The sequence below is a fragment of the Paenibacillus sp. LjRoot56 genome (genome assembly GCF_964253335.1).
GTDB lineage: Bacteria > Bacillota > Bacilli > Paenibacillales > NBRC-103111 > Paenibacillus_E > Paenibacillus_E allorhizoplanae.
In genome coordinates this window covers 181,642-201,122 of record NZ_CAXURV020000005.1, presented here as the reverse complement: position 1 = coordinate 201,122, position 19,481 = coordinate 181,642, and the positions used below count along the sequence as shown (strand labels likewise).

Annotated in this window: 14 protein-coding genes; 8 read left to right on the top strand and 6 right to left on the bottom strand. The window is 46.7% G+C overall.

Going from position 1 to position 19,481, the window contains the following annotated elements:
* Nucleotides 1-140: 140 nt before the first annotated feature.
* Nucleotides 141-1,268, top strand: a complete 1,128-nt coding sequence (locus ACSQ8O_RS32900) for a metallophosphoesterase family protein (RefSeq protein WP_436245134.1) — start codon at nt 141-143, stop codon at nt 1,266-1,268.
* Nucleotides 1,269-2,007: 739 nt separating this feature from the next.
* Complete coding sequence (locus ACSQ8O_RS32895) at nt 2,008-2,370, top strand: hypothetical protein (RefSeq protein ID WP_063795615.1); 363 nt, start codon at nt 2,008-2,010, stop codon at nt 2,368-2,370.
* Nucleotides 2,371-2,424: 54 nt separating this feature from the next.
* Here the strand turns inward: ACSQ8O_RS32895 and ACSQ8O_RS32890 are convergent, their stop codons facing one another.
* The 5 genes from ACSQ8O_RS32890 to ACSQ8O_RS32870 all read right to left on the bottom strand — a co-directional run bounded on the left by ACSQ8O_RS32890 (nt 2,425) and on the right by ACSQ8O_RS32870 (nt 10,713).
* Complete coding sequence (locus ACSQ8O_RS32890; protein WP_436245133.1) at nt 2,425-4,641, bottom strand: hypothetical protein; 2,217 nt, start codon at nt 4,639-4,641, stop codon at nt 2,425-2,427.
* Between the two features lie 19 nt (nt 4,642-4,660).
* Complete coding sequence (locus ACSQ8O_RS32885; protein WP_436245132.1) at nt 4,661-5,836, bottom strand: ABC transporter permease; 1,176 nt, start codon at nt 5,834-5,836, stop codon at nt 4,661-4,663.
* The gene (locus ACSQ8O_RS32880; RefSeq protein ID WP_436245131.1) at nt 5,833-6,558 is read right to left on the bottom strand and encodes an ABC transporter ATP-binding protein; all 726 of its coding nucleotides are present in this window, start codon (nt 6,556-6,558) and stop codon (nt 5,833-5,835) included. The genes ACSQ8O_RS32885 and ACSQ8O_RS32880 overlap by 4 nt, the downstream gene beginning before the upstream one ends.
* 33 nt (nt 6,559-6,591) lie before the next feature.
* Nucleotides 6,592-8,286 (bottom strand): efflux RND transporter periplasmic adaptor subunit, encoded by a 1,695-nt coding sequence (locus ACSQ8O_RS32875; protein ID WP_436245130.1) that lies wholly within the window; start codon nt 8,284-8,286, stop codon nt 6,592-6,594.
* 204 nt (nt 8,287-8,490) lie between these two features.
* Nucleotides 8,491-10,713 carry a helix-turn-helix transcriptional regulator gene (locus tag ACSQ8O_RS32870; RefSeq protein WP_436245201.1) on the bottom strand — a complete coding sequence of 741 codons (2,223 nt, stop codon included), beginning with the start codon at nt 10,711-10,713 and terminating at the stop codon, nt 8,491-8,493.
* A 216-nt stretch (nt 10,714-10,929) separates the two neighbouring features.
* Here ACSQ8O_RS32870 and ACSQ8O_RS32865 point away from each other — a divergent pair, with 216 nt between their 5' ends.
* The 5 genes from ACSQ8O_RS32865 (at nt 10,930) to ACSQ8O_RS32845 (ending at nt 17,617) form a co-directional block, all read left to right on the top strand.
* Nucleotides 10,930-11,901 carry an ABC transporter permease gene (locus tag ACSQ8O_RS32865; protein WP_436245129.1) on the top strand — a complete coding sequence of 324 codons (972 nt, stop codon included), beginning with the start codon at nt 10,930-10,932 and terminating at the stop codon, nt 11,899-11,901.
* A 41-nt stretch (nt 11,902-11,942) separates the two neighbouring features.
* Entirely contained in the window at nt 11,943-12,827 is an 885-nt protein-coding gene (locus tag ACSQ8O_RS32860; RefSeq protein ID WP_436245128.1) for a carbohydrate ABC transporter permease, read from the top strand.
* A gap of 64 nt (nt 12,828-12,891) precedes the next feature.
* Complete coding sequence (locus ACSQ8O_RS32855) at nt 12,892-14,484, top strand: extracellular solute-binding protein (RefSeq protein WP_436245127.1); 1,593 nt, start codon at nt 12,892-12,894, stop codon at nt 14,482-14,484.
* 87 nt (nt 14,485-14,571) lie between these two features.
* A complete protein-coding gene (locus ACSQ8O_RS32850; RefSeq protein ID WP_436245126.1) occupies nt 14,572-15,825 on the top strand; it encodes a Gfo/Idh/MocA family protein in 1,254 nt (417 codons plus the stop codon).
* A 46-nt stretch (nt 15,826-15,871) separates the two neighbouring features.
* Nucleotides 15,872-17,617, top strand: coding sequence for a glycoside hydrolase family 35 protein (locus tag ACSQ8O_RS32845; RefSeq protein WP_436245125.1), 1,746 nt, complete (start codon nt 15,872-15,874; stop codon nt 17,615-17,617).
* A 72-nt stretch (nt 17,618-17,689) separates the two neighbouring features.
* On the opposite strand, the gene ACSQ8O_RS32840 is transcribed toward ACSQ8O_RS32845, so the two are convergent.
* Nucleotides 17,690-18,520: a hypothetical protein gene (locus ACSQ8O_RS32840; protein WP_436245124.1), complete on the bottom strand. Its 831-nt coding sequence runs from the start codon at nt 18,518-18,520 to the stop codon at nt 17,690-17,692.
* 248 nt (nt 18,521-18,768) lie between these two features.
* Between ACSQ8O_RS32840 and ACSQ8O_RS32835 the strand changes: the two genes are divergently transcribed.
* On the top strand, nt 18,769-19,155 hold the full coding sequence (locus tag ACSQ8O_RS32835; protein WP_436245123.1) for a DoxX family protein: 387 nt from the start codon (nt 18,769-18,771) through the stop codon (nt 19,153-19,155).
* The last annotated feature ends 326 nt before the right edge of the window (nt 19,156-19,481 follow it).

Genomic DNA, 19,481 nt, shown 5'->3' with positions numbered 1-19,481 from the left:
AAATTGGGTAGTTAAATAATTTCTTTTTTGCAGGGGAATACCAGTAGGGCGTGGGGTGAGAACCGGTCTAGGTAAAGATAAAGACAAGAAATGGTTGAATACAAGAAGAGCTGGTTAAAGACATAGAAAAGAAAAAGCGAATGACGACACACTTATTGAAAGGTAGGGTATCTATGTTTCTATCTATCATACGGAGTAGTTTGGTGGTTTTGTTGGGGTTTGCGTTGATTAACCCTGTTGGGGAAGGAATAAAGTCTACGCGCGCATCACAGCATGCTACAGTACAAGTGGCACCGCAAACCACTTTTGCACATGAGGATTCACAACTTGCTGCGGTACAAGATGAGCTGAAAACTGTTGCTGCACAAGTAGAGCCGCAAACCGCTGAACCGTTGTTTTCTTTCTCGGTGATGAGCGACGTTCATATCATATCGACGGACTCGGCTTCTCAGTTGCTTCTGCGGCAAGCGCTCGCGGATCACCATGAGCTGCGCCCAGACAGCAAGTTGCTTGTTCTGAACGGTGATCTCACGAACGGCAGTGAGAGCGATTATCGCAGCTTGCTGACGCTGCTTAGCCGCCAGCCCCATGCCCCTGTGCAGGCGACCATGGGCAACCATGACTACTACGGCGTGTGGCGCAAGCCGGATGGCACGATGGATTACACGAAGATGAATTCTTCGTGGTCGAGTGCGAATGCGGTCGCGTTATTCGACCGCATGATGGGGTACGACAAGCCGTATCACGAGCTTGTCGTAGAGGGCTATCGCTTCCTATTCCTTAGCGGGGAAGCGTATAGAGACGTGGACGCATCCATTAATGAGGATGCGTACCTCTCTCCCACGCAGCTCAGCTGGCTGAGCGAGCGGCTCACGGCGGCGAGCTCGGCGGATGCCGGCAAGCCCGTGTTCGTATTCCTCCACCAGCCGCTGCCGAGCACGCTGGATGGTACAGATCTGGAGCTGGGCGTCGTCCAGCACAAGGAACTGCGTGCGCTGCTTGACGCGCACCCGAATGTCATTTTGTTCAGTGGGCACACCCACTGGAACGTTGAAACGACCAGCCAAGTGAAGCAGCTGAAGTTTCTTGCCGCTTCCAGCGCCTCCATCCGCGAGGTATGGAGCGCTAAGAACGAGCCCGAGACGCGGTCGCTTAGCCAGAGCCTCATCGTCGATGTTTACCCAGATCGCGTAGCTATTCTACGCCGCGAGCATACCGAAAAGCGATGGATCGAGCCATCCATCGCGAAGGGGTATGATGTGAAATAGCGCTGCCAGCTTTAGTTCGATTTCACCCACTTAAGATGCCCTTAACAAGCTGTCATCGTATTGCTCGGCTAATTAGTTGTGGTAGAATCGGACTAAAGCATGCTTCAGAGCCGACTAAGCTCATTTAAGTCGGAAGATCCGAAACTATTTACATGGAAAGAGACCCTTCCGTAATGGAAAGGTCTCTTCTTCTTGCTGAGCTTCACTGACGGCCACACAGATTCGTTTCATTAACAATACAGGCCGACTGCAACGCGCCTACAGACGTGTTTGGACAAGTGAAAGTCAGCCTTTCGGATCACTCGAAGGACAGTCTTATTCCGATTACGCTACATTCTGTGTGCTCACTGATTCATCGTAATCAAGTGCCTACACGATCTGTAATCGACTTCACACTCCTCAATAACTGGAAAACCTCCATTTATTTTTCCTATTTTAGCGTGAATTTTTATTTTAACTGGAAAATATGTAGCTAATTTTTGAGTTTCTGCTGTTTCCGACGTAAAAGCTTGAAATTACATGTATTTTTTACAGTTATTTGTATAAAAAGGAAGATTCCCACTGAATTTAACTGTATGTTTTCCCGCTAAAGTACCACCATGGGTTCATCACACAAACCCCAATCTACTAAACAACCAATCTATTAACACATTTTCTATTACATAGGTAAATCTAGTTAACGGGCATGCCTCCTTCGACATCTACTATAAGCAGATAGAGAGAAGGAGGTGAAACTTACATGCAAAACACAAAACGCAGCATCCCTACTCTCAAAGACTCTGGCAAGTTCGGCAAGTCGTACACGCGCATTCCTCTGGGCAAAAAGTTCGGTCCTACACAAACACTTAGACGACTTACTATTCTTTGGGTAGATAACGCCGGTGTTCCTTTCGTCACTTCGGGCTTTTTCTGTGAGGCTCGTACTTTAAATGGAACTCGTCTTGCAACTGCTCGCTTTGATGCATTTGGAACTGCCGTATTCCGTACAATCGGTACCCCTACTACACGTACTTTAGTTCTTAGAACTTTCGATGCAGACGGTGTCATCTTCCGTACACGTACGGTTCGTTCTGGTATTTCGGCTTTCGTATTTATCGGCTAATTAACCAAAAACAGCCCACCCCCGGCAAATCCAAGGGTAGGGCTGTTTTCTCTTTTACTTAAATTGCTTCAGAAGGCGCTTCGCCGTTCCGTTCGGTGTGTCAATGACTTCATACATATTGACGATGACGCCAGTTTGCACTTGCTCGTTTTTCAAACCGGAAATGCTTACTCTCTGGCTGCCGCTCGTTAATTTGCCTGTACCCATTAATGAAGCATCTTGGGTACCAACGATACGACCGAGAGAATCGACCATTTCGAATTGGATTTTGGAGAAATTAGAATCAATAATGACTTGATCTTCATGTGTAATATCCATGTCTAGTTGAAGAACATAGGAATAGGTTCCGCCGCTATACGTCCAGCCAATCGAGCTGTCATTCACCTTAAGTGAGAATGGATAGATCGCGATGGTATCTCCAGTTTCTTCTCCCTGTAATGCAACTTTGAACGTCCCTGCGGACACATTTCCTTCTGAAACGGACTTATCATCGTACACATTCAGCGCAAATGAATCATCTTCTGTCGTTTCTTTATTAGGCAGCAAGTAGGAGTAGCTGACTACATAGGAGCTTCCTGGTGCAATTTGCGTAGCCGCCGCGCTTTGGCGAGAGCCGGTATACGCATTGCCTTTATTATCGATAAGCTCGTTCTGCAGCTCAGGCAAAGCAAGCGTGCTCGTGCCGTTGTTCGTGATTTTGTATTTGGCGATCGCGGTTTTGTAGCCAAGATCATCATTCTCATGCGCATGAAGCTCAATGAGCGATACTTCCAGATTCGGGTTCACAACGCTGCTGCCCAGAGCAAGCTTGGTTCCAAGCTCATAGTCTACCGCTGTGGTGAAGCCGTTTTGGGCTTCGGTCGCGCCTTTGAGCACGAACACAGCCACAGGCTGTTGCCCTGTTATTGTGGTGGCACTGTTCCCTGATGTGGTTGACCCGCTTCCCGTCGTTCCTGCACTATTACCTGTCGTTGATCCGCTTCCCGTACTACCAGTCGTTGTCGTTGTCCCGCTCCCCGCCGTGTTTCCCGTGCTAGCCGCCGCTTTCTGCCACAGCACGAGCTGTGCCGCATTCGGATCGATGCCCGTTGGCAACGTTGCATTGAAGTAATAAGTCGCCGTCTCCTTCGGCGCTAAAAAACCGCTGCGCGTACTGTTATCTGTGGATGACACGGATGAGCCTGAGTCACCGAACTGGTAGGAGGCTGCCAAGGAAGGGACAGGAGCGACAACGTCCCCGTCATTGCTCAGTGTAACCACAGTCTGAACGTGGACACCATCCGCTTGAATCGAATACGTAGACGAGCTTGCCTTCGCAGTCACGTTCTCGCCATCCTGCTGCCCCGCATAGCTCTGTTTCACGCCCAAAGCTACCGTATTCAGCGACGAATTCATACTCAAAGTTCCCAGTGAAACATCTTCACTTTGATTGAGATAATAATATTCCAACGTTAGCCCGCTTGTAGGCATGCCTTTAGAAATTAGCGTTTTGAGCGTCAATGTATCGGACTGATTGGGCAAAATAGCCGTATCCGCTCCACTCGCAACTGTCGCCGTGTATTTCATTCCATTGGCATCCACAAGTCTAGCTAGCAATCCTGCGGGTACTTTCACGCTGCTAGATCCTAAGTTCTTCGCTGCGACTTGCGTGTACATATACCATTTGCCATTCTCGGTCACACGTACGCTCTGGCCTAGCGCAAAAGCAAGGGAGGCATCATTCGCAAGTGTGCTGTCTAGCGTGCGCAAGCTAATAATCTCTTCTGGCGCTTCCAGCTGCCCATCTTGGATGACGGAGGCAATCGGCAGCTCACCGAGATGATTCATGAAGTCGGATTTATTGTAATCCCAGCGAAATACATCCACTTTCAAATCAGCAGCAGTTTCACCTGCCGGCAAATTCGCGTAGAATCGGAAGCTTTCCTCTTGCCCGCCGTTCACGATGCCGCTCTTTTTCTCACTCAAATTGGCCGTGTAACTATGTCCAGCACCATCCGTCACGCGTACACCATACTTGTTAAAATCAAGCGTCTGATTTTCTCCATTATGGAACAAGACTGAAAATTGCAAGGATGATGAGGAAAGTGACGCTCTATTTAGCATAAAATAAGAATCCTTCGAGATAAAAACGCCCTCTGATGCGGCGTGTGCGGAAGGTACTGGAGCTGCCCATGAGGCAGCCAGCAAACTTCCCGTCAGTAGTACAGCTAGACTTGTCTGTTTAAGTGAGTTTTTGGAGCGGAGTCCAATCGATGTTAGTTGACGAATCATAGTACAAACCTCCTGTTGCCTAATCGTAACGCAGAGCGTCGATAGGTTTTAATTTTGATGCTTTATTCGCTGGATATAAACCGAAAATGACACCAACAAGTGCTGAGAATAAAAACGCGTAAAGCCCTACGTTGATCGAAAGACTCGTCTCTTGGCTTGGATTGATATACGGCCAGGCCAGTGATAAAGCGATTCCGACCAGTAGACCGATCAGACCGCCCATCCCGCTAATCAAAGTAGCTTCGACTAGGAATTGCAGCAAAATATTTCTTCGCTTCGCCCCAATCGACTTCCGAATCCCGATCTCTCTCGTCCGCTCACTCACCGTCACGAGCATAATATTCATAATCCCGATCCCGCCTACAAGCAGGGAAATCGCAGCAACAGCAACCAATTGGTTGGTCAGCGTACTAGACGCCGTTTGTCTTGCGCTAATGAGCTCGGATGAGTTCAAAATATTGTAGCCAGTTGTACTTTTAAACTTCTGATATAAGTAAGCTTCTACGGCTAATTGTGCACGGCTGACGAGATCACCAGAGGATGCTTCCACATAGGCGGTCCGAATATTACCTAACTTAAAATCCCGGCTCATCGTCGGCAGCGGCACTAACACGGAGCTATCCAATGAGGTTCCGCTCGTATTGGAGCCCTTCGTTTGAAGAACACCGATAATCGTGTACATGTAGCCCTTCACATTAATTTCTTCGTCGATCGGGTCTTCCTTGCCAAAAAACTTCGTCGCCACTTCACTCCCGATAACTGCAACGTGATTGCGGAAATCCAGATCTGCTTGAGCGAGGAAACGTCCGCTGGCCATCTTCCCTTTTTGCAACTCCAAATAACGGTCATTCGTTCCGATCACATTGTAGCTCTCCGTTGTGCGGTCGAACTTAATGCTACTATTCTGCGTCATAGTGGGTGCAATCGACGAGATGCCCGCTGTGCCCTCTAGGGTCATGAACTCATCGTAATTCAACTGTGTGGCGCGTCCGTTCCCCATTAGGTTAACCGTTAGGAGATTCGTTCCCAGTCCTTCATATTGCTTTTCGATAGCTTTGGAGGTTCCTTGACCAATCGAGACAAGTGTGATCACCGAAGCAACCCCGATAATAACGCCTAGCATGGTCAGAACCGTTCGTAACGGATTCGAGCGAATGGTGCTCATCGCCATTTGGAAAAGCTCCCAAATTCTCATGAATGCGCCTCCTCTAACTTAGGCACTTCAACCGACCAAGCATCATTGCGGGTATCACTGACGATTTCGCCATCTCGCAGCGCCACCACGCGCTTCGCATTGTCTGCAATGTGATGATCATGGGTGATCAACACAATCGTATTGCCCTGCTGATTTAACTCTTTGATCAACTCGAGTACCTCGATGCCCGTTTTGGAATCCAAGGCGCCTGTCGGCTCATCCGCTAGAATGAGCGACGGTGAAATGGCCAATGCACGCGCAATCGCAACCCGCTGCTGCTGTCCACCCGAAAGCTCGCTTGGCTTGTGATGTCCACGTTCTCCCATCCCTAACTTCGTCAGCATACGCTTGGCTTGTTCTTTCCGTTGTTTAGGAGAAATACCTGCATAAATCATCGGAAGCTCCACGTTTTCCATCGCTGTCAGCCTTGGCAACAGGTTAAACTGTTGAAAAATGAAACCAATCTTCCGATTGCGCAGCTGAGCAAGTCCGTTGTCTGACATTTTCTCAGTAGCTACGCCATCCAATGTATATGAACCTGACGTTGGGCTGTCTAGCAGCCCAATTGTATTCATCAACGTCGATTTCCCCGATCCGCTGGGACCAATAATGGCGACAAAATCCCCCTCTGCAATATGCAGGGTAATGCCGCGCAAAATCTGCAATTCCTCCGCACCACGGGTGTAACTCTTCGTGATCTCATTTAGCTCAATGATATTCATCCCATTAACTCCTTTCCGGGCGAGATTAGCTCTTTATTGACGCGCTCCGCCACCGCCAGCATTACCGCCACCCTGGAAACCACCGCCGCCAGCAGCTCCACCTGCACCGCCTTGGAAGCCGCCTGCGCCACCTGGGAAAGCACCTCCGCCTGGGAAGCCTTGCTGTTGCTGATTTGTCGTCGTTGTCGCTCTGCGAACTGGCATGACTACCTCTTCGCCTTCTTTTACGCCATCGAGCACTTCAACTTGCGTTTTGCTTCGAATACCTACTTTTAACTCCCGCTCTTCCGTTGTACCATCGGCCTTCTTCACCGTAACCGTCGACTTGCCTCTTGTTGTCGTCACGACTTGAATCGGTAGTACGAGAATATCCTTCTTATCTTGGATGAGGATTTCAGCCGTCGCCGTCATCGCATATTTCAAATCATTCTGTGCTGTATTCGGAATGGCCACAACCGCATCATACGTAGTCACGCCATTCGTCGTTGTCCCCACATTCGATACAGAAGTCACTTCACCTGTAAAAGTTTTCCCTGCAATCGCATCGACTTTTACGTTAACCTTTTGTCCGACCTTCACACTCGTCAGATCAAGCTCATCCACAGCAATTGCGAGCTGCATCGTGCTTAGACTTGCCACTGCACCGAGCGTGGTGTTCGCATTAATCTGCGCGCCAACCGGGTAATTCCGAAGGACGTTATTCTTACTGTTGGCAAAATCCGCCGAGAACACGCCATCAAACGGTGCTTTGATCGTTAATTGATCGATTTTTTGCTGGGCATCGCTGACACGGATTTTCTGGCTTTCAATCGCAGATTGTTTGGCGACGATATTCTTTTGGAGGTCGTCGTTAAAAAGGGTCACAATCAGATCGCCTTGTTTAATCGTATCGCCATCTTTAAATTTCAGCGTTTTCACCGTACCGCTGGCTTCGGAGAAAATAGACGCCGTGCGCACATAAGCCAGTTCAGCCTGATCGGAGGAAGCTACCTTGGTTGTGCCGCTGCCGATGCTGCCTTTGACCTTTAATCCTGCCGAAAGCGTACCGTCGTTATCCACGAGTACATCGACCAAAACCACTTTATTCCCATTCGCGTCGGCGCTAATTTCGTGACCGATGGTATCGACAGCACCAACCTTCGATAGCAAGTAACCATCCACGCTCAGCTCCACGGGGTCACCTTTTTTCAATTGCACCGCTTCTTGCAGTGAAAATGGCAGTTTCACCTTAAACTGCGTTGTATCTGAAATCGTACCGATCTTCGTCGTTTTATTCACTTGACTGCCAACATCAAAATTAGCATTCAAGGTGATCTTGCCCGACATCGGAGAGGATACGCTCATATTTCCTTGTTCAGACTGCAGCTCAGTTAGATCACTCTCCAGCTGCCCCAGAGTTACTTGGGCTTCCTTGAGATTCGTTTCCGTTGACGGGACAGAAAGTTCGACGAGCACATCGCCTTTTTTAACCGCTTGATTCTGGGTTAGATTCATCGTTTTAATGATCCCTTCGATCGGGATCACAATGTTTTGCTTATCCTTAGCGTCCAATTGGGAGGTACCCGATACGGCCATCGATATGGCTCCCTTAGCCACTTTCATTGTTGTTTGTTGTGTCGCCGCTGTTGCTGGCTTCGCATTATTATGTACATAGTAGTATGTACCTGCCCCACACAGGATGGCCGCCAGGGCTACTATGAGCCACCTTTTCTTACTGCCTACTTTCATCCGTCATAACCCCTCTCACGGTTTACCTAAACACTCGTTGCCTAGGTCGTACAATCTTCACAAGATGTAGTCTACTAGGGGCGACTGAAACCTGTCTGAGTATAAGCTGAAAGTAAGTTGAACGAAAGCTGAGTGTTTGCTGAAAATGGGGATCAACAAAAAAAAGTGAAGTTGCATGGGAGACCCAGCAACTTCACTTTTTTACTATAATCTCCTGTACTCACTTGGAGTCACGCCAGAGAACTTCTTAAATGTACGGTTAAACGAGCTTAGCGATTGAAATCCAGTCGCTATTGCAATGTCTTGGATTTTCATCTCCGATTGCTGCAGTAAATTCATCGCCTGTTTAATGCGGAATTCGTTGATATAGTCGACGAAGTTCATGCCTGTTTTTTCTTTAAAATACGTAGATAAATACCCACCAGTGATGTTTAACTTGCCTGCCACCTGCTCGAGCGAGATATCTTCGGCGTAATGCTCTTCCGTATACGTGAAGACGAAACTAACGATGGGATCACGTTCCTCTTTTTTCAATCGGACCAGTCGCGCCGCCTCTTTGACCAATGTTTCGAAATACTGCTCTAGCTGCTCTACCGTATGGATTGTGGGAATTAAATCAGCTAGCCCGTACAAATCTTCATTATCGCTCATATGAAGCATTCGTATCACTTTGTCGGTTGTTTCCTCCGCGTAACGATGGAAACGTGCCGTCCCAATGCCCTTTTTCTTCATTTGTGCCAAAATGCGGCGAAGCGACTGCATCGCTAGCGCGTCGTTTCCTTCCTGCAAGTTCACATTAAATTCATGCTCCAACGCAGCTGTCGGCAAGAAATACTTCTCTTGGACTTGACCTGCCTCTAAGACGCAGGTTTCATCGTCGAACGGTCGCAGTTTGATTAACTGCACCACTTCCTCGTATGCAGCGGTCATCTGCGATGCGTGATCGTGCCGTGAGCTAACGGTTATTGTAAAGAAGCAATATTGGCTATCCGCTGCCAGCTCCGTTTTGATTTTGTCCAGTAAAACCGTTACGCGTGTGTCATCTTCGTCCAAATACACGAGAGATAAGATTTGGTCAGCTTCAATCTGGATCGTCTGCGATCCCTTCATCTCTGCGCTAATCGCGCGACTGACATACTCATGTATAAACGAGGTTGCACGCTCTTCTTCGCCGAGAAGCTCCTCCCTAAATCGAGCTTTGAATGCCAACTGGAATAATACGAATCGAAACGGCCTTTCGTCAGGCTCGATCCCCTCCAGCGTTTCATGATGCCCGACGCGGATGCGTTTAAGACGGCTGACAAGGGTATAGGAGTGCAGAAGACTCTTTTTCTCTTCCAGATCACTTAAAACTTTCTGATTCGCCCGAAGCATTCTTCCAATGTTTTCATTAATAAATTCGAATTCATTAGTCCCTCTCTGATCCGAATCCTTCTTTTCATTCAAGTGACGAATGGACTCGACGATTTTTTTCACGGGATTATTGAATCTTCTGCTAAAAAATATGGATACCATGACACTGATCGCTATAGATACGACGAGCAGCACTACTAATATAACGTTGAGGCGAACGATTCGCGCTGAAATACTTGCATCAGGCACGATATTAATGTACGTAAGACCACTTAGCTCGCCTTTTTCATAAAAATAATAGCTCCCTTCGCTTTTTACCCATCCATTTTCGGACTTTAAAGCAGGAAGTTTACGTTTGTCCGTTTGATCGGACGAGTATAGGGGTACACCTTGCGGGCTCAAGATATAAAAGTTGTCGTTGATGGACTGATGGTAAGCTTTGTACAACTTTTGGACATCAATAAAGGCGAGCATGATGAACTCGGGATACAGCTTGCTTTTGACAACATACGGAATGACTAAACCAGTTTGTGATATTGGAAGGGTCTGGGAACTCGTAAATGCAGCAGCTGGGTACAGTTGAGTACTGAACGGCTCCGTAAATTCCTTTTTCCAAAATGGGTACGTATATTTCGGGTTCGTATAGTGCTCCGAGAACATGACTTCCAAGCTGCTTCCCCGTATTTGCTCCAAAACTAGTGAATGCTTAACATCATAAACAAATAAATTATTCAGAAATAATTGTTGATTATTCACCGTTTTACGCACATCATCCATGATTTGTCCCGCTGCTACATAATCAATATCCGAGCCTTTAAGACTCCGTAAATGATCATCCAAATACATGCTGACAATGACGTTGTTCAACAATTGAAAATACTGTTCGAAACTATGAGCTGTATGCGATAAATTAGCATCGTTGTAGGTAATAATTTCATCGTGAATGCTTTTCCTGAACAGAATAAGCGAGACGATATTAAACGAAACAAACAGCACTATAATGGCCAAAAAGCTGAGCAATAACTTTGTTAATATCGAACGGGTATTGAGCTTTAACTGCAGTATACTTCTCATCAATTTGGCTTTCCCTCCCTCGAGTTTCTACAAGAAAACTTATACCGTAGTTTCTATTCATCGGTGTAGTCTCATTTTCGAAAACTGTGCATTTTTACGAAAACCCGCAAATATGCGCTAATTCCAAATAATCTCCGATTTTCAGGAAGCAGTCCCCATTATAACATGACAATATCAACAAAGATCAAGATTTCGTAAAGGGAGGGGATTCCGGGCATGGACATCCATACAGCGGAAGAGGGTTTTCGCACTGTGGCCAATACGGTCGGTAAAGCGAAAAAAAAGCGCTCCATTACGACTAGGTTGTGGAAGGAACGTTACTTATTTCTGCTGGTTTTACCAGGCCTCCTATATTTCATCATTTATAGGTACGTCCCGATGGCAGGCAACATTATAGCGTTCCAAGACTTCAGTCCGTTTCAAGGATTTCTGCACAGCGATTGGGTTGGATTGAAACATTTTAAGAAGATTTTTGAAGACCAAGAAGTCATTCGCGTTCTTTGGAATACCTTGTACTTATCCTTTTTGCAGATCGCTTTCGCTTTTCCAGTCTCAATCATATTGGCCATCATGTTAAATGAAGTGCGCAACGAAATGTTCAAACGAATCATTCAATCCATCGTATATTTGCCGCATTTCTTATCGTGGGTAGTCGTCATTGGAATCGTGACCGTTTTTCTGAAGTCCGAGGGGATTGTTAACAAGCTGCTATTCGCGCTGTTCGGCATGGATGCGACACCATTCTTGACATCATCTGGGTGGTTCATGCCTCTTATCGTATTGGAAGTTATTTGGAAAGAATCCGGATGGGGAACGATTATTTTCCTCGCCGCTTTAGCAGGCGTTAATCCAAGTCTGTATGAAGCAGCCGTTGTAGATGGTGCAAGCAAGTGGCGGCAAATCTGGCACATCACCTTGCCCTCAATTCGAGGCACCATCATCCTTCTACTGATTCTTCGTCTGGGCAGCGTGCTTGATGTTGGGTTTGAGCAAATTTTCCTGATGTTGAATTCGTTAACCATGAGCAGCGGCAACGTTATCGATACTTTCGTCTATTTCAAAGGTATTGAGAAGTCTGATTTCAGCTTCGCAACTGCCGTAGGATTGTTCAAATCGTTGATCGGGTTAATTTTGATTGTCGGGGCTAACAAGGTAGCCAAACGTTTCGGCGAAGATGGCGTCTATTGATCTTTCGCTTTCATTTGCAAAGCGTGCAGGAGGTGTAAGAATTGAATAAGCATAAATCGGTATCTGAAAAAATAGGAAATGGCTTAAATATCACAATACTTACGATTGTTGGACTTGTTATGCTATTTCCGTTTTACTATATGATCATGATCTCATTTACTTCCTATACGGAATATGTAACGAAAGAATTCGTGCTTTTTCCAACGGATTTTGTACTGGACGCTTATCAATATATTTTCAAATCCAAAGTGTTTATCCGCTCTCTTGGCGTTACCGCTTATGTTACTATAGCAGGAACGTTATTCAGTCTACTGATCACATCTATGATGGCTTATGCATTGACGAGAGGCATTCTGGGCCAACGATTCTATATGTTCCTCGTGCTATTCACTTTCGTCTTCGGGGCAGGGATCATCCCCACTTATATGGTAGTCAAAGCGACACACCTGCTCGATAGTTACTGGGCACTCATCATTCCAGGAGCCATCAATTCATTCAACCTGATCGTATTGCGCCAGTTTTTCCTAAGCATTCCCCAGGAACTGACGGAGGCTGCTGTCATTGACGGAGCTAATGATCTGCAAATTTTTTCACGGATTGTCCTTCTGCTCTCCAAGCCCGCTTTGGCAGCATTCGGTTTGTTTTATGCGGTAACCAATTGGAACATGTACTTTACTGCACTGATCTATATCAGTGATCCAAGTAAATGGACCGTTCAGGTCATTCTGCGGCAAATTGTTATCTTGAGCCAGAAGCTCGATTCCCTTTCCGATGGTCAACAGGCGGCTTTGGCACAAAACGCGCCTCCACCTGAAACAATCGGCATGGCGGCAATATTAATCGCGACGATCCCGATCTTACTAATCTATCCGTTTCTGCAAAAACATTTTGCGAAAGGGGTGATGTTGGGCTCGGTCAAAGGATAAGAATCGGCTTACCTTAACACGCTAAGATACATTCATAGGTTTTATAAATAAGGAGGGTTCGACATTGAAAAAAAATCTCGTTTGCATACTTCTTTCGGTCACGTTAGTCGGCAGTATAACAGGCTGTTCCACCAAATCGGAGGAAAGTCCTAAAGCTAGCCCGAATGCAGGGGCTACAACGGCAGTTGATAAGTCTAAAAAGTTCACCATCAATTGGTTTGACGGTACTTGGGAAGAACCGGTTCCTGGGCCAGACAGCGAAGCCGTTAAACGAATCAACGAGAAATTTAACATAGACTTTAAGTCACAATACGTACCTTTCGACACCTATGATGAAAAGCTTGCGGTCAAGATGGCTTCCGGCGATCTACCCGACGTCATTGGCATGGAAGAAGTTAACGCCAACTACTTGAAGTGGGCGCAACAGGGAGCATTCCTGCCACTAGACGAGTTCTTACAGCAGTATGAATCCACCAAAACCGTTCCAAGCTTTACCTGGGATGCATTTAAAGTGAATGGTAAGGTTTATGGCATTCCAACCTACTTCTCACCTAAAGGCGGCAAAAAGCCGATCATCCGGAAAGACTGGCTCGACAAGCTCGGCCTGAAGATGCCAACGAATTATGAGGAACTCAAACAGGTCGCCATCGCATTCACGAAAAACGATCCTGACGGCAACAGCAAAGCGGATACCATCGGACTTGGGCTTGCAAAAGATATTTATTACGACCCATCTTTCGGCTCCTATTACGCCAACTCCACCTGGTACCATAAAGATGAAACTGGTCAGTACATTCCTGGGATTATCGCAAAAGGAAATAAAGAAAAAATTGAGTTTTTGGCTGATCTTCAAAAGCAAGGCGCTCTTAACAAAGACTGGGCCGTAACAGCCTATAAGGACGTTTTCAAAGCGTTTAACGCCGGAAAAGTCGGTATTTGGTACGAACAACCAGGAACGAGCAGTCCTAACGGCGTGATGTTGGAGACAATCCTTCAAAACGATCCAAAGGCTGAAGTCGTTCCGATTCCTCCCTTTAAGGCACCAGACGGATCACAAGGCCTCACACTTGGCAGCGGCTTTTATCGAATGTACATGATTTCTGCTAAGTTGAAAAATGAACCTGAGAAAGTAAAACGTATTCTTGAAATGATCGATTATTTCCATAAAACGATACCGGATGCACAGAAGAATCCACAAAATAAAGATTTCGATTGGTTGTACGGCGGCGAAGGTAAGGGCTACAAAATGGTCAACAACATTGCCCAACCGATCGCTGAAAATCGCTCTAATGTGGCTCCAAGCGCCTATATTACGGACGGTGGCTGGGTGAAGGATGATGCAGACTTGTTCCAATTTGCCAAAATTGCCAAGATACCGGAATATGCCAAATTCCAACAGTCGTTGGCTGACATGCTTCACAACATGAAGTTCTATATTAACCCAACTAGCCGTATCATCTCTCCGATTCTTATGGAGAAAAATGCAACGCTGGCGAAATACATTACGGACGAAACAACGAAGATGATCTTCGGCCAAAGACCTCTCACTGACTGGGACAAAATGGTGCAGGAGTATATGGCCAAAGGCGGTAAAGAAATGATTACCGAAGTCAATAAATCACTGCAAGCAGGCAACATCCAAGGCGAATGGAAATAATCTAAACGAAGAGGCTGTCCCATGCGTCATCCGTCATCGTAGGATGTGCGCGGGCAGCCTCTTCGGACTTAAACGGGGGAAATTAACATGCAAACCTTAACAGCAGTTTTAATCGGGGCTGGAGCCCGCGGAGCACGAAGCTATGCGCCATATGCGTTAGATTATCCACATGAGTTAAAGTTTGTCGCTGTCGTCGAACCCGACGATCATAGAAGGGAGCAATTTGCTGCCGAGCATCAAATTCCACAAGATCATCGCTTCTTGTCATGGGAAGAACTATATGCAAGACCGAAGCTCGCAGATATTATGGTCATCTGCACGCAGGATAAAATGCATTTTGAACCAACCATCACCGCGCTAAATCAGGGATATCACGTTCTGTTGGAAAAGCCTATGTCCCCAGATCCCAAAGAATGTATCGCGATGGAAGCGGCAGCCAAGGAGAACGAACGCCTGCTATCGATCTGCCATGTGCTGCGCTATACGACCTTCTGGTCGACGATCAAACGACTGATTGATGAAGGTCGCATTGGCGAAGTCGTTTCCATCCAGCTTAACGAGAACGTCGCTTATTGGCATATCGCACACAGCTTCGTACGTGGCAATTGGAATAATTCTGATACGTCCAGCCCAATGATTCTGTCCAAATCGTGTCATGATATGGACGTTCTTTCCTGGCTCATGGACCAGCCTTGTGTCCGTGTAAGCTCCTTCGGGTCCTTGATGCATTTTCATTCAGGAAATGCGCCTGTTGGATCAACAGATCGTTGCATCGACGGGTGTGCGGTGGAATCAACATGTCCGTATTCCGCTACAAGATTTTATCTAGGTGATGGGAAGAACTGGGCTAGACATTTCACGCCAGATTTATCTAAGGAAGCAATCGTTGAAGGATTACGAACATCGCCTTACGGGCGATGTGTATATAAATGCGATAACAATGTCGTTGACCATCAAGTTGTCAACATGGAGTTCGAGAACGGAGCTACTGCGACTTTCAGCATGAGCGGATTTACGATGAAGCAGGAAAGAATCATACAGATCATGGGAACGAGAGGTCAAATTAACGGACATGATGACAAAATCACAATGTACGACTTTGTCACCCAAGAAGTGAATGAGATTACGGTGCATGTGCCAAATAGCGGTCATGGCGGCGGTGACACGGGTATCGTCCAAAGCTTCCTGCGCGAAGTTCGCAATTACGATGGCGGAGAAGGACTTACCTCTGCATCCGCTTCTGTACGCAGCCATTTAATGGCGTTTGCCGCCGAAGAGTCCCGGCTGAATCATGGAAAGTCAATTAACATTAATGAATTTGCCAAATCGTTTGCTGAGTAAGATGAGCAACGAATGGACCCATAACGAGAGATAATGAGGCGATATTTTGAAAAAGTTAGAAGTTGGAGATAAACAATTTAATCTACTCGGTCAACCCATCCGCCTTATAGCAGGTGCCATTCATTATTTTCGAGTTGTACCTGAATATTGGCACGATCGCTTGCAGAAGTTGAAGGCTTGCGGTTTCAATACCGTGGAAACCTACGTGGCATGGAATATACATGAGCCAAAGGAAGGCGAGTTCCACTTTGAGGGCATGGCAGATCTTGTACGTTTTATAGAAACAGCAGAAGAACTCGATTTATTTGTCATCGTTCGTCCAAGTCCCTATATTTGCGCAGAGTGGGAGTTTGGAGGTTTACCTTCTTGGCTTCTTCGTTACTCCGACATGCGGCTTCGCTGCGCTGATCCAACATTCCTCCAAAAGGTGGACGCTTACTACGATGTGCTCATTCCGAAGTTGATTCCACATCTTAGTACAAATGGCGGATCTATTATTGCCATGCAAATTGAAAATGAATATGGCAGCTACGGCAATGACAAGACTTATTTGGAACACTTACGGCAAGCGCTTCTTCGCTATGGTGTTGACGTTCCACTGTTCACTTCCGATGGCCCTACCGACTATATGCTGCAAGGCGGCACGCTGCCGGATGTACTAGCGACTGTAAATTTCGGCTCAAAGCCGGAAGAAATGTTCGCCAAGTTTAGAGAGTACCGGCCGACAGAACCGCTCATGTGTATGGAATATTGGAATGGCTGGTTCGATCATTGGATGAAGCCACATCATACTCGGGATGCGGAGGATGCAGCGGATGTGTTCGATCGCATGCTTAGCTTAGATGCTTCGGTGAACTTCTACATGTTCCACGGAGGCACGAACTTTGGGTTCTATAATGGGGCCAATTACGGGGAAGTTTACGAGCCGACGACTACGAGCTATGACTACGACGCTCCTATTTCTGAATGCGGCGATCTCACCCCGAAATTTCATGCTATCCGACGGGTATTATCACAACACATGGACATAGGTGAATGTGTCTTACCTGAGCCCATTGTGAAAAAGCAATATGGTGGTGTCAACTTGACACAGAAAGCTGACTTGTTCCATCATTTACTACAACTTTCAGACTCTATTACCAGCGTATACCCGCTGACAATGGAGCAAGTTGGGCAAGACTATGGGTTCATTCTGTACTCGACTACCGTATCCGGTCCCCGCCTAAACATGAAGCTGCATCTGCAAGATGTGCATGACCGTGCAATGGTTTTCGTCAATGGCTCTTATCTCGGTACCGTGGAGCGATGGGATCCCAAACCGCTGGATCTGGATATCCCGACTGGTAGCGTCAAGCTTGATATACTCGTCGAGAATATGGGGCGCATTAACTACGGATCTAAGCTGAAGGATGCCAAAGGAATAACGGAAGGTGTCCGGTTGAACGGTCAATTTTTGTTCGATTGGACGATTTCCCCTTTGCCACTTGATCAGCTGTCAGGCCTACAATACTCGCATTTTAGAGATGTTACTAGCGAAGGACCTGCCTTTTACAAAGGTTCTATTGAGATCGATGACATTGCGGACACTTTCATTCGGCTGGACGGCTGGAAGAAAGGTGTTGTGTGGATAAACGGTTTCAATTTGGGGCGTTATTGGGACCGTGGACCGCAAAAAACACTGTACATCCCAGGCCCTTTACTGCGCAAAGGCAATAATGAAATTATTGTATTTGAATTACACGGCGTGGACAATCCGGAGATCATGCTGGTAGATACCCCTGATTTGGGATAAGGAAATAACAAAGGAGCTAAGCGACCTTGTAGGTGCCTAGCTCCTTTGTTTGTTTTTATTGCACACTTCCCCTTAGTTTGTAGCTGTCGGGGCAGGTGTTGCTGTACCTTGTGCTGCGTTACGATCAGGACGACCTTGTGCGCCATCAGGGCGTTTATGAGCTGTACCCTTTTCCTCAACAGCCTTCTTGATGGAGTCTGTCATGCCGTCTTTGATTTTGCTGATTAAATCATCTTCACTGATACCCTTCGCTGTTGCGATATCCACGAGGGATTTACCAGATTCTAGCTCTGTTCTCAACTCATCTTGTGTAATACCCAGAATTGTCGTGATGACTTCTGGATTGCCGAAGTGTCCACCACCGAAGCCTCCTGGACCTCCTTTACCTCCAGGTCCACCTTTACCGCCGCCTGGAAAACCGCCCTTGAAGCCAGTGCTATCAATTTGCTTCGTTAATTGGTCGCTCAGACCTTTAATAATCTCATCGGCCTTCTCTTGTGTCAGCTTGCCAGCGGTTACTTCAGCTGTAATTGTAACTGTCTCAGCTGCAACGAGCTTGGACAAGTAATCTTCCTTCGTTAGTCCTTTTTCAACGGCAAACGCAGCTAACGTTTTATCAGCCTTCAGCGCTTCCTGTACAACGCTTTCTTCAACGCCTAGAATCGTTGCTGTTTCTTTGATCACGTTACCGCCACGGAAGCCACCGCGATCTCCCATTTGTCCACGACCTTTATCGTTAAAGCCTTTGCCGCCCTGTCCTGCTGTTGGTGCCGCTGTGCTTGTGGAGTTTCCTACTGCTGTATCTGCGAACGCTTCGTTATGTAGGGCTCCTACTAAGCCAACTCCGATGACAAAAGATGCTACTAGTGAACCTGCTAGAATTTTTTTGCTGATTTTTTTCATAATGGTATTCCACCTCATCTTTGGATTTGTGTTTGTGTTTCCCTTACAAAACCAAGTATAGCCCCCTTACCTGAAACCCATCTGAGCGTAAACTGAAGGTTGGTTGAGAGCTATCTGAGAATTGGCTGAAAATGGTATGGCATAAATTACAATAAAATTTACGTACTGGTGTTCGCTTTTCGCATTCTTTATGGTAGAATAAGGATCATATGAGCACAATTTCGAAATAGATAGGGGGACGCTGTCTAATGTCTTATCGTAAAGAGCGCAATAAGTTAATCGCTTACTGGGTAACCACCATCCTAGGACCTGCGAGTTTCGTCATCGGCGGATTCTTCTTCATAACCCATGGTGAGCAGCAAATCACTACATTGACTGGACTAGGATATCCCGAGTATATCTTGACCATCCTGGGCTTCTGGAAGCTGATGGCCGTCATTGCCATCCTGATCCCACGTTTTCCGCGATTGAAAGAATGGGCATACGCTGGCTTTTTCTTCGAGCTCTCGGGAGCCGCGGCTTCGCATATTTTGAATGGCGACAGCCTAGCTCTCGCTGCCCAACCGCTAGTATTTCTAGCGCTCGTCATGGCTTCATGGGCACTTCGCCCACGTAGCCGTAAGCTTGTTTCTTAGCTGATGCCAAGGGCCAACCGTTCGACGATTGGCCTTTCGTGTTTATGTTGGTTGAAGGATAAGTTAGATTAGCTAGTTTGTAGGTGGAAGGCGATAACTGTGTGCATTTAGATGCTATGTTGGTGGGTGCGCGGGGTTAGAGTAGCTAGTTTGTAGGGGCGGCGATAACTGCGCGTCCGAATGCTCTGTTGGTGGAGTCGAGGGCGCGGAGAGTAGCTGAACTATTGTTGTAAAAAGGATAACTGGTACGTTCCCACATACTTAATACTTCTCGCCTACTCTAACTCTACTTCACTTCACTTCACTACTTTCCTCAACTCCTTCCA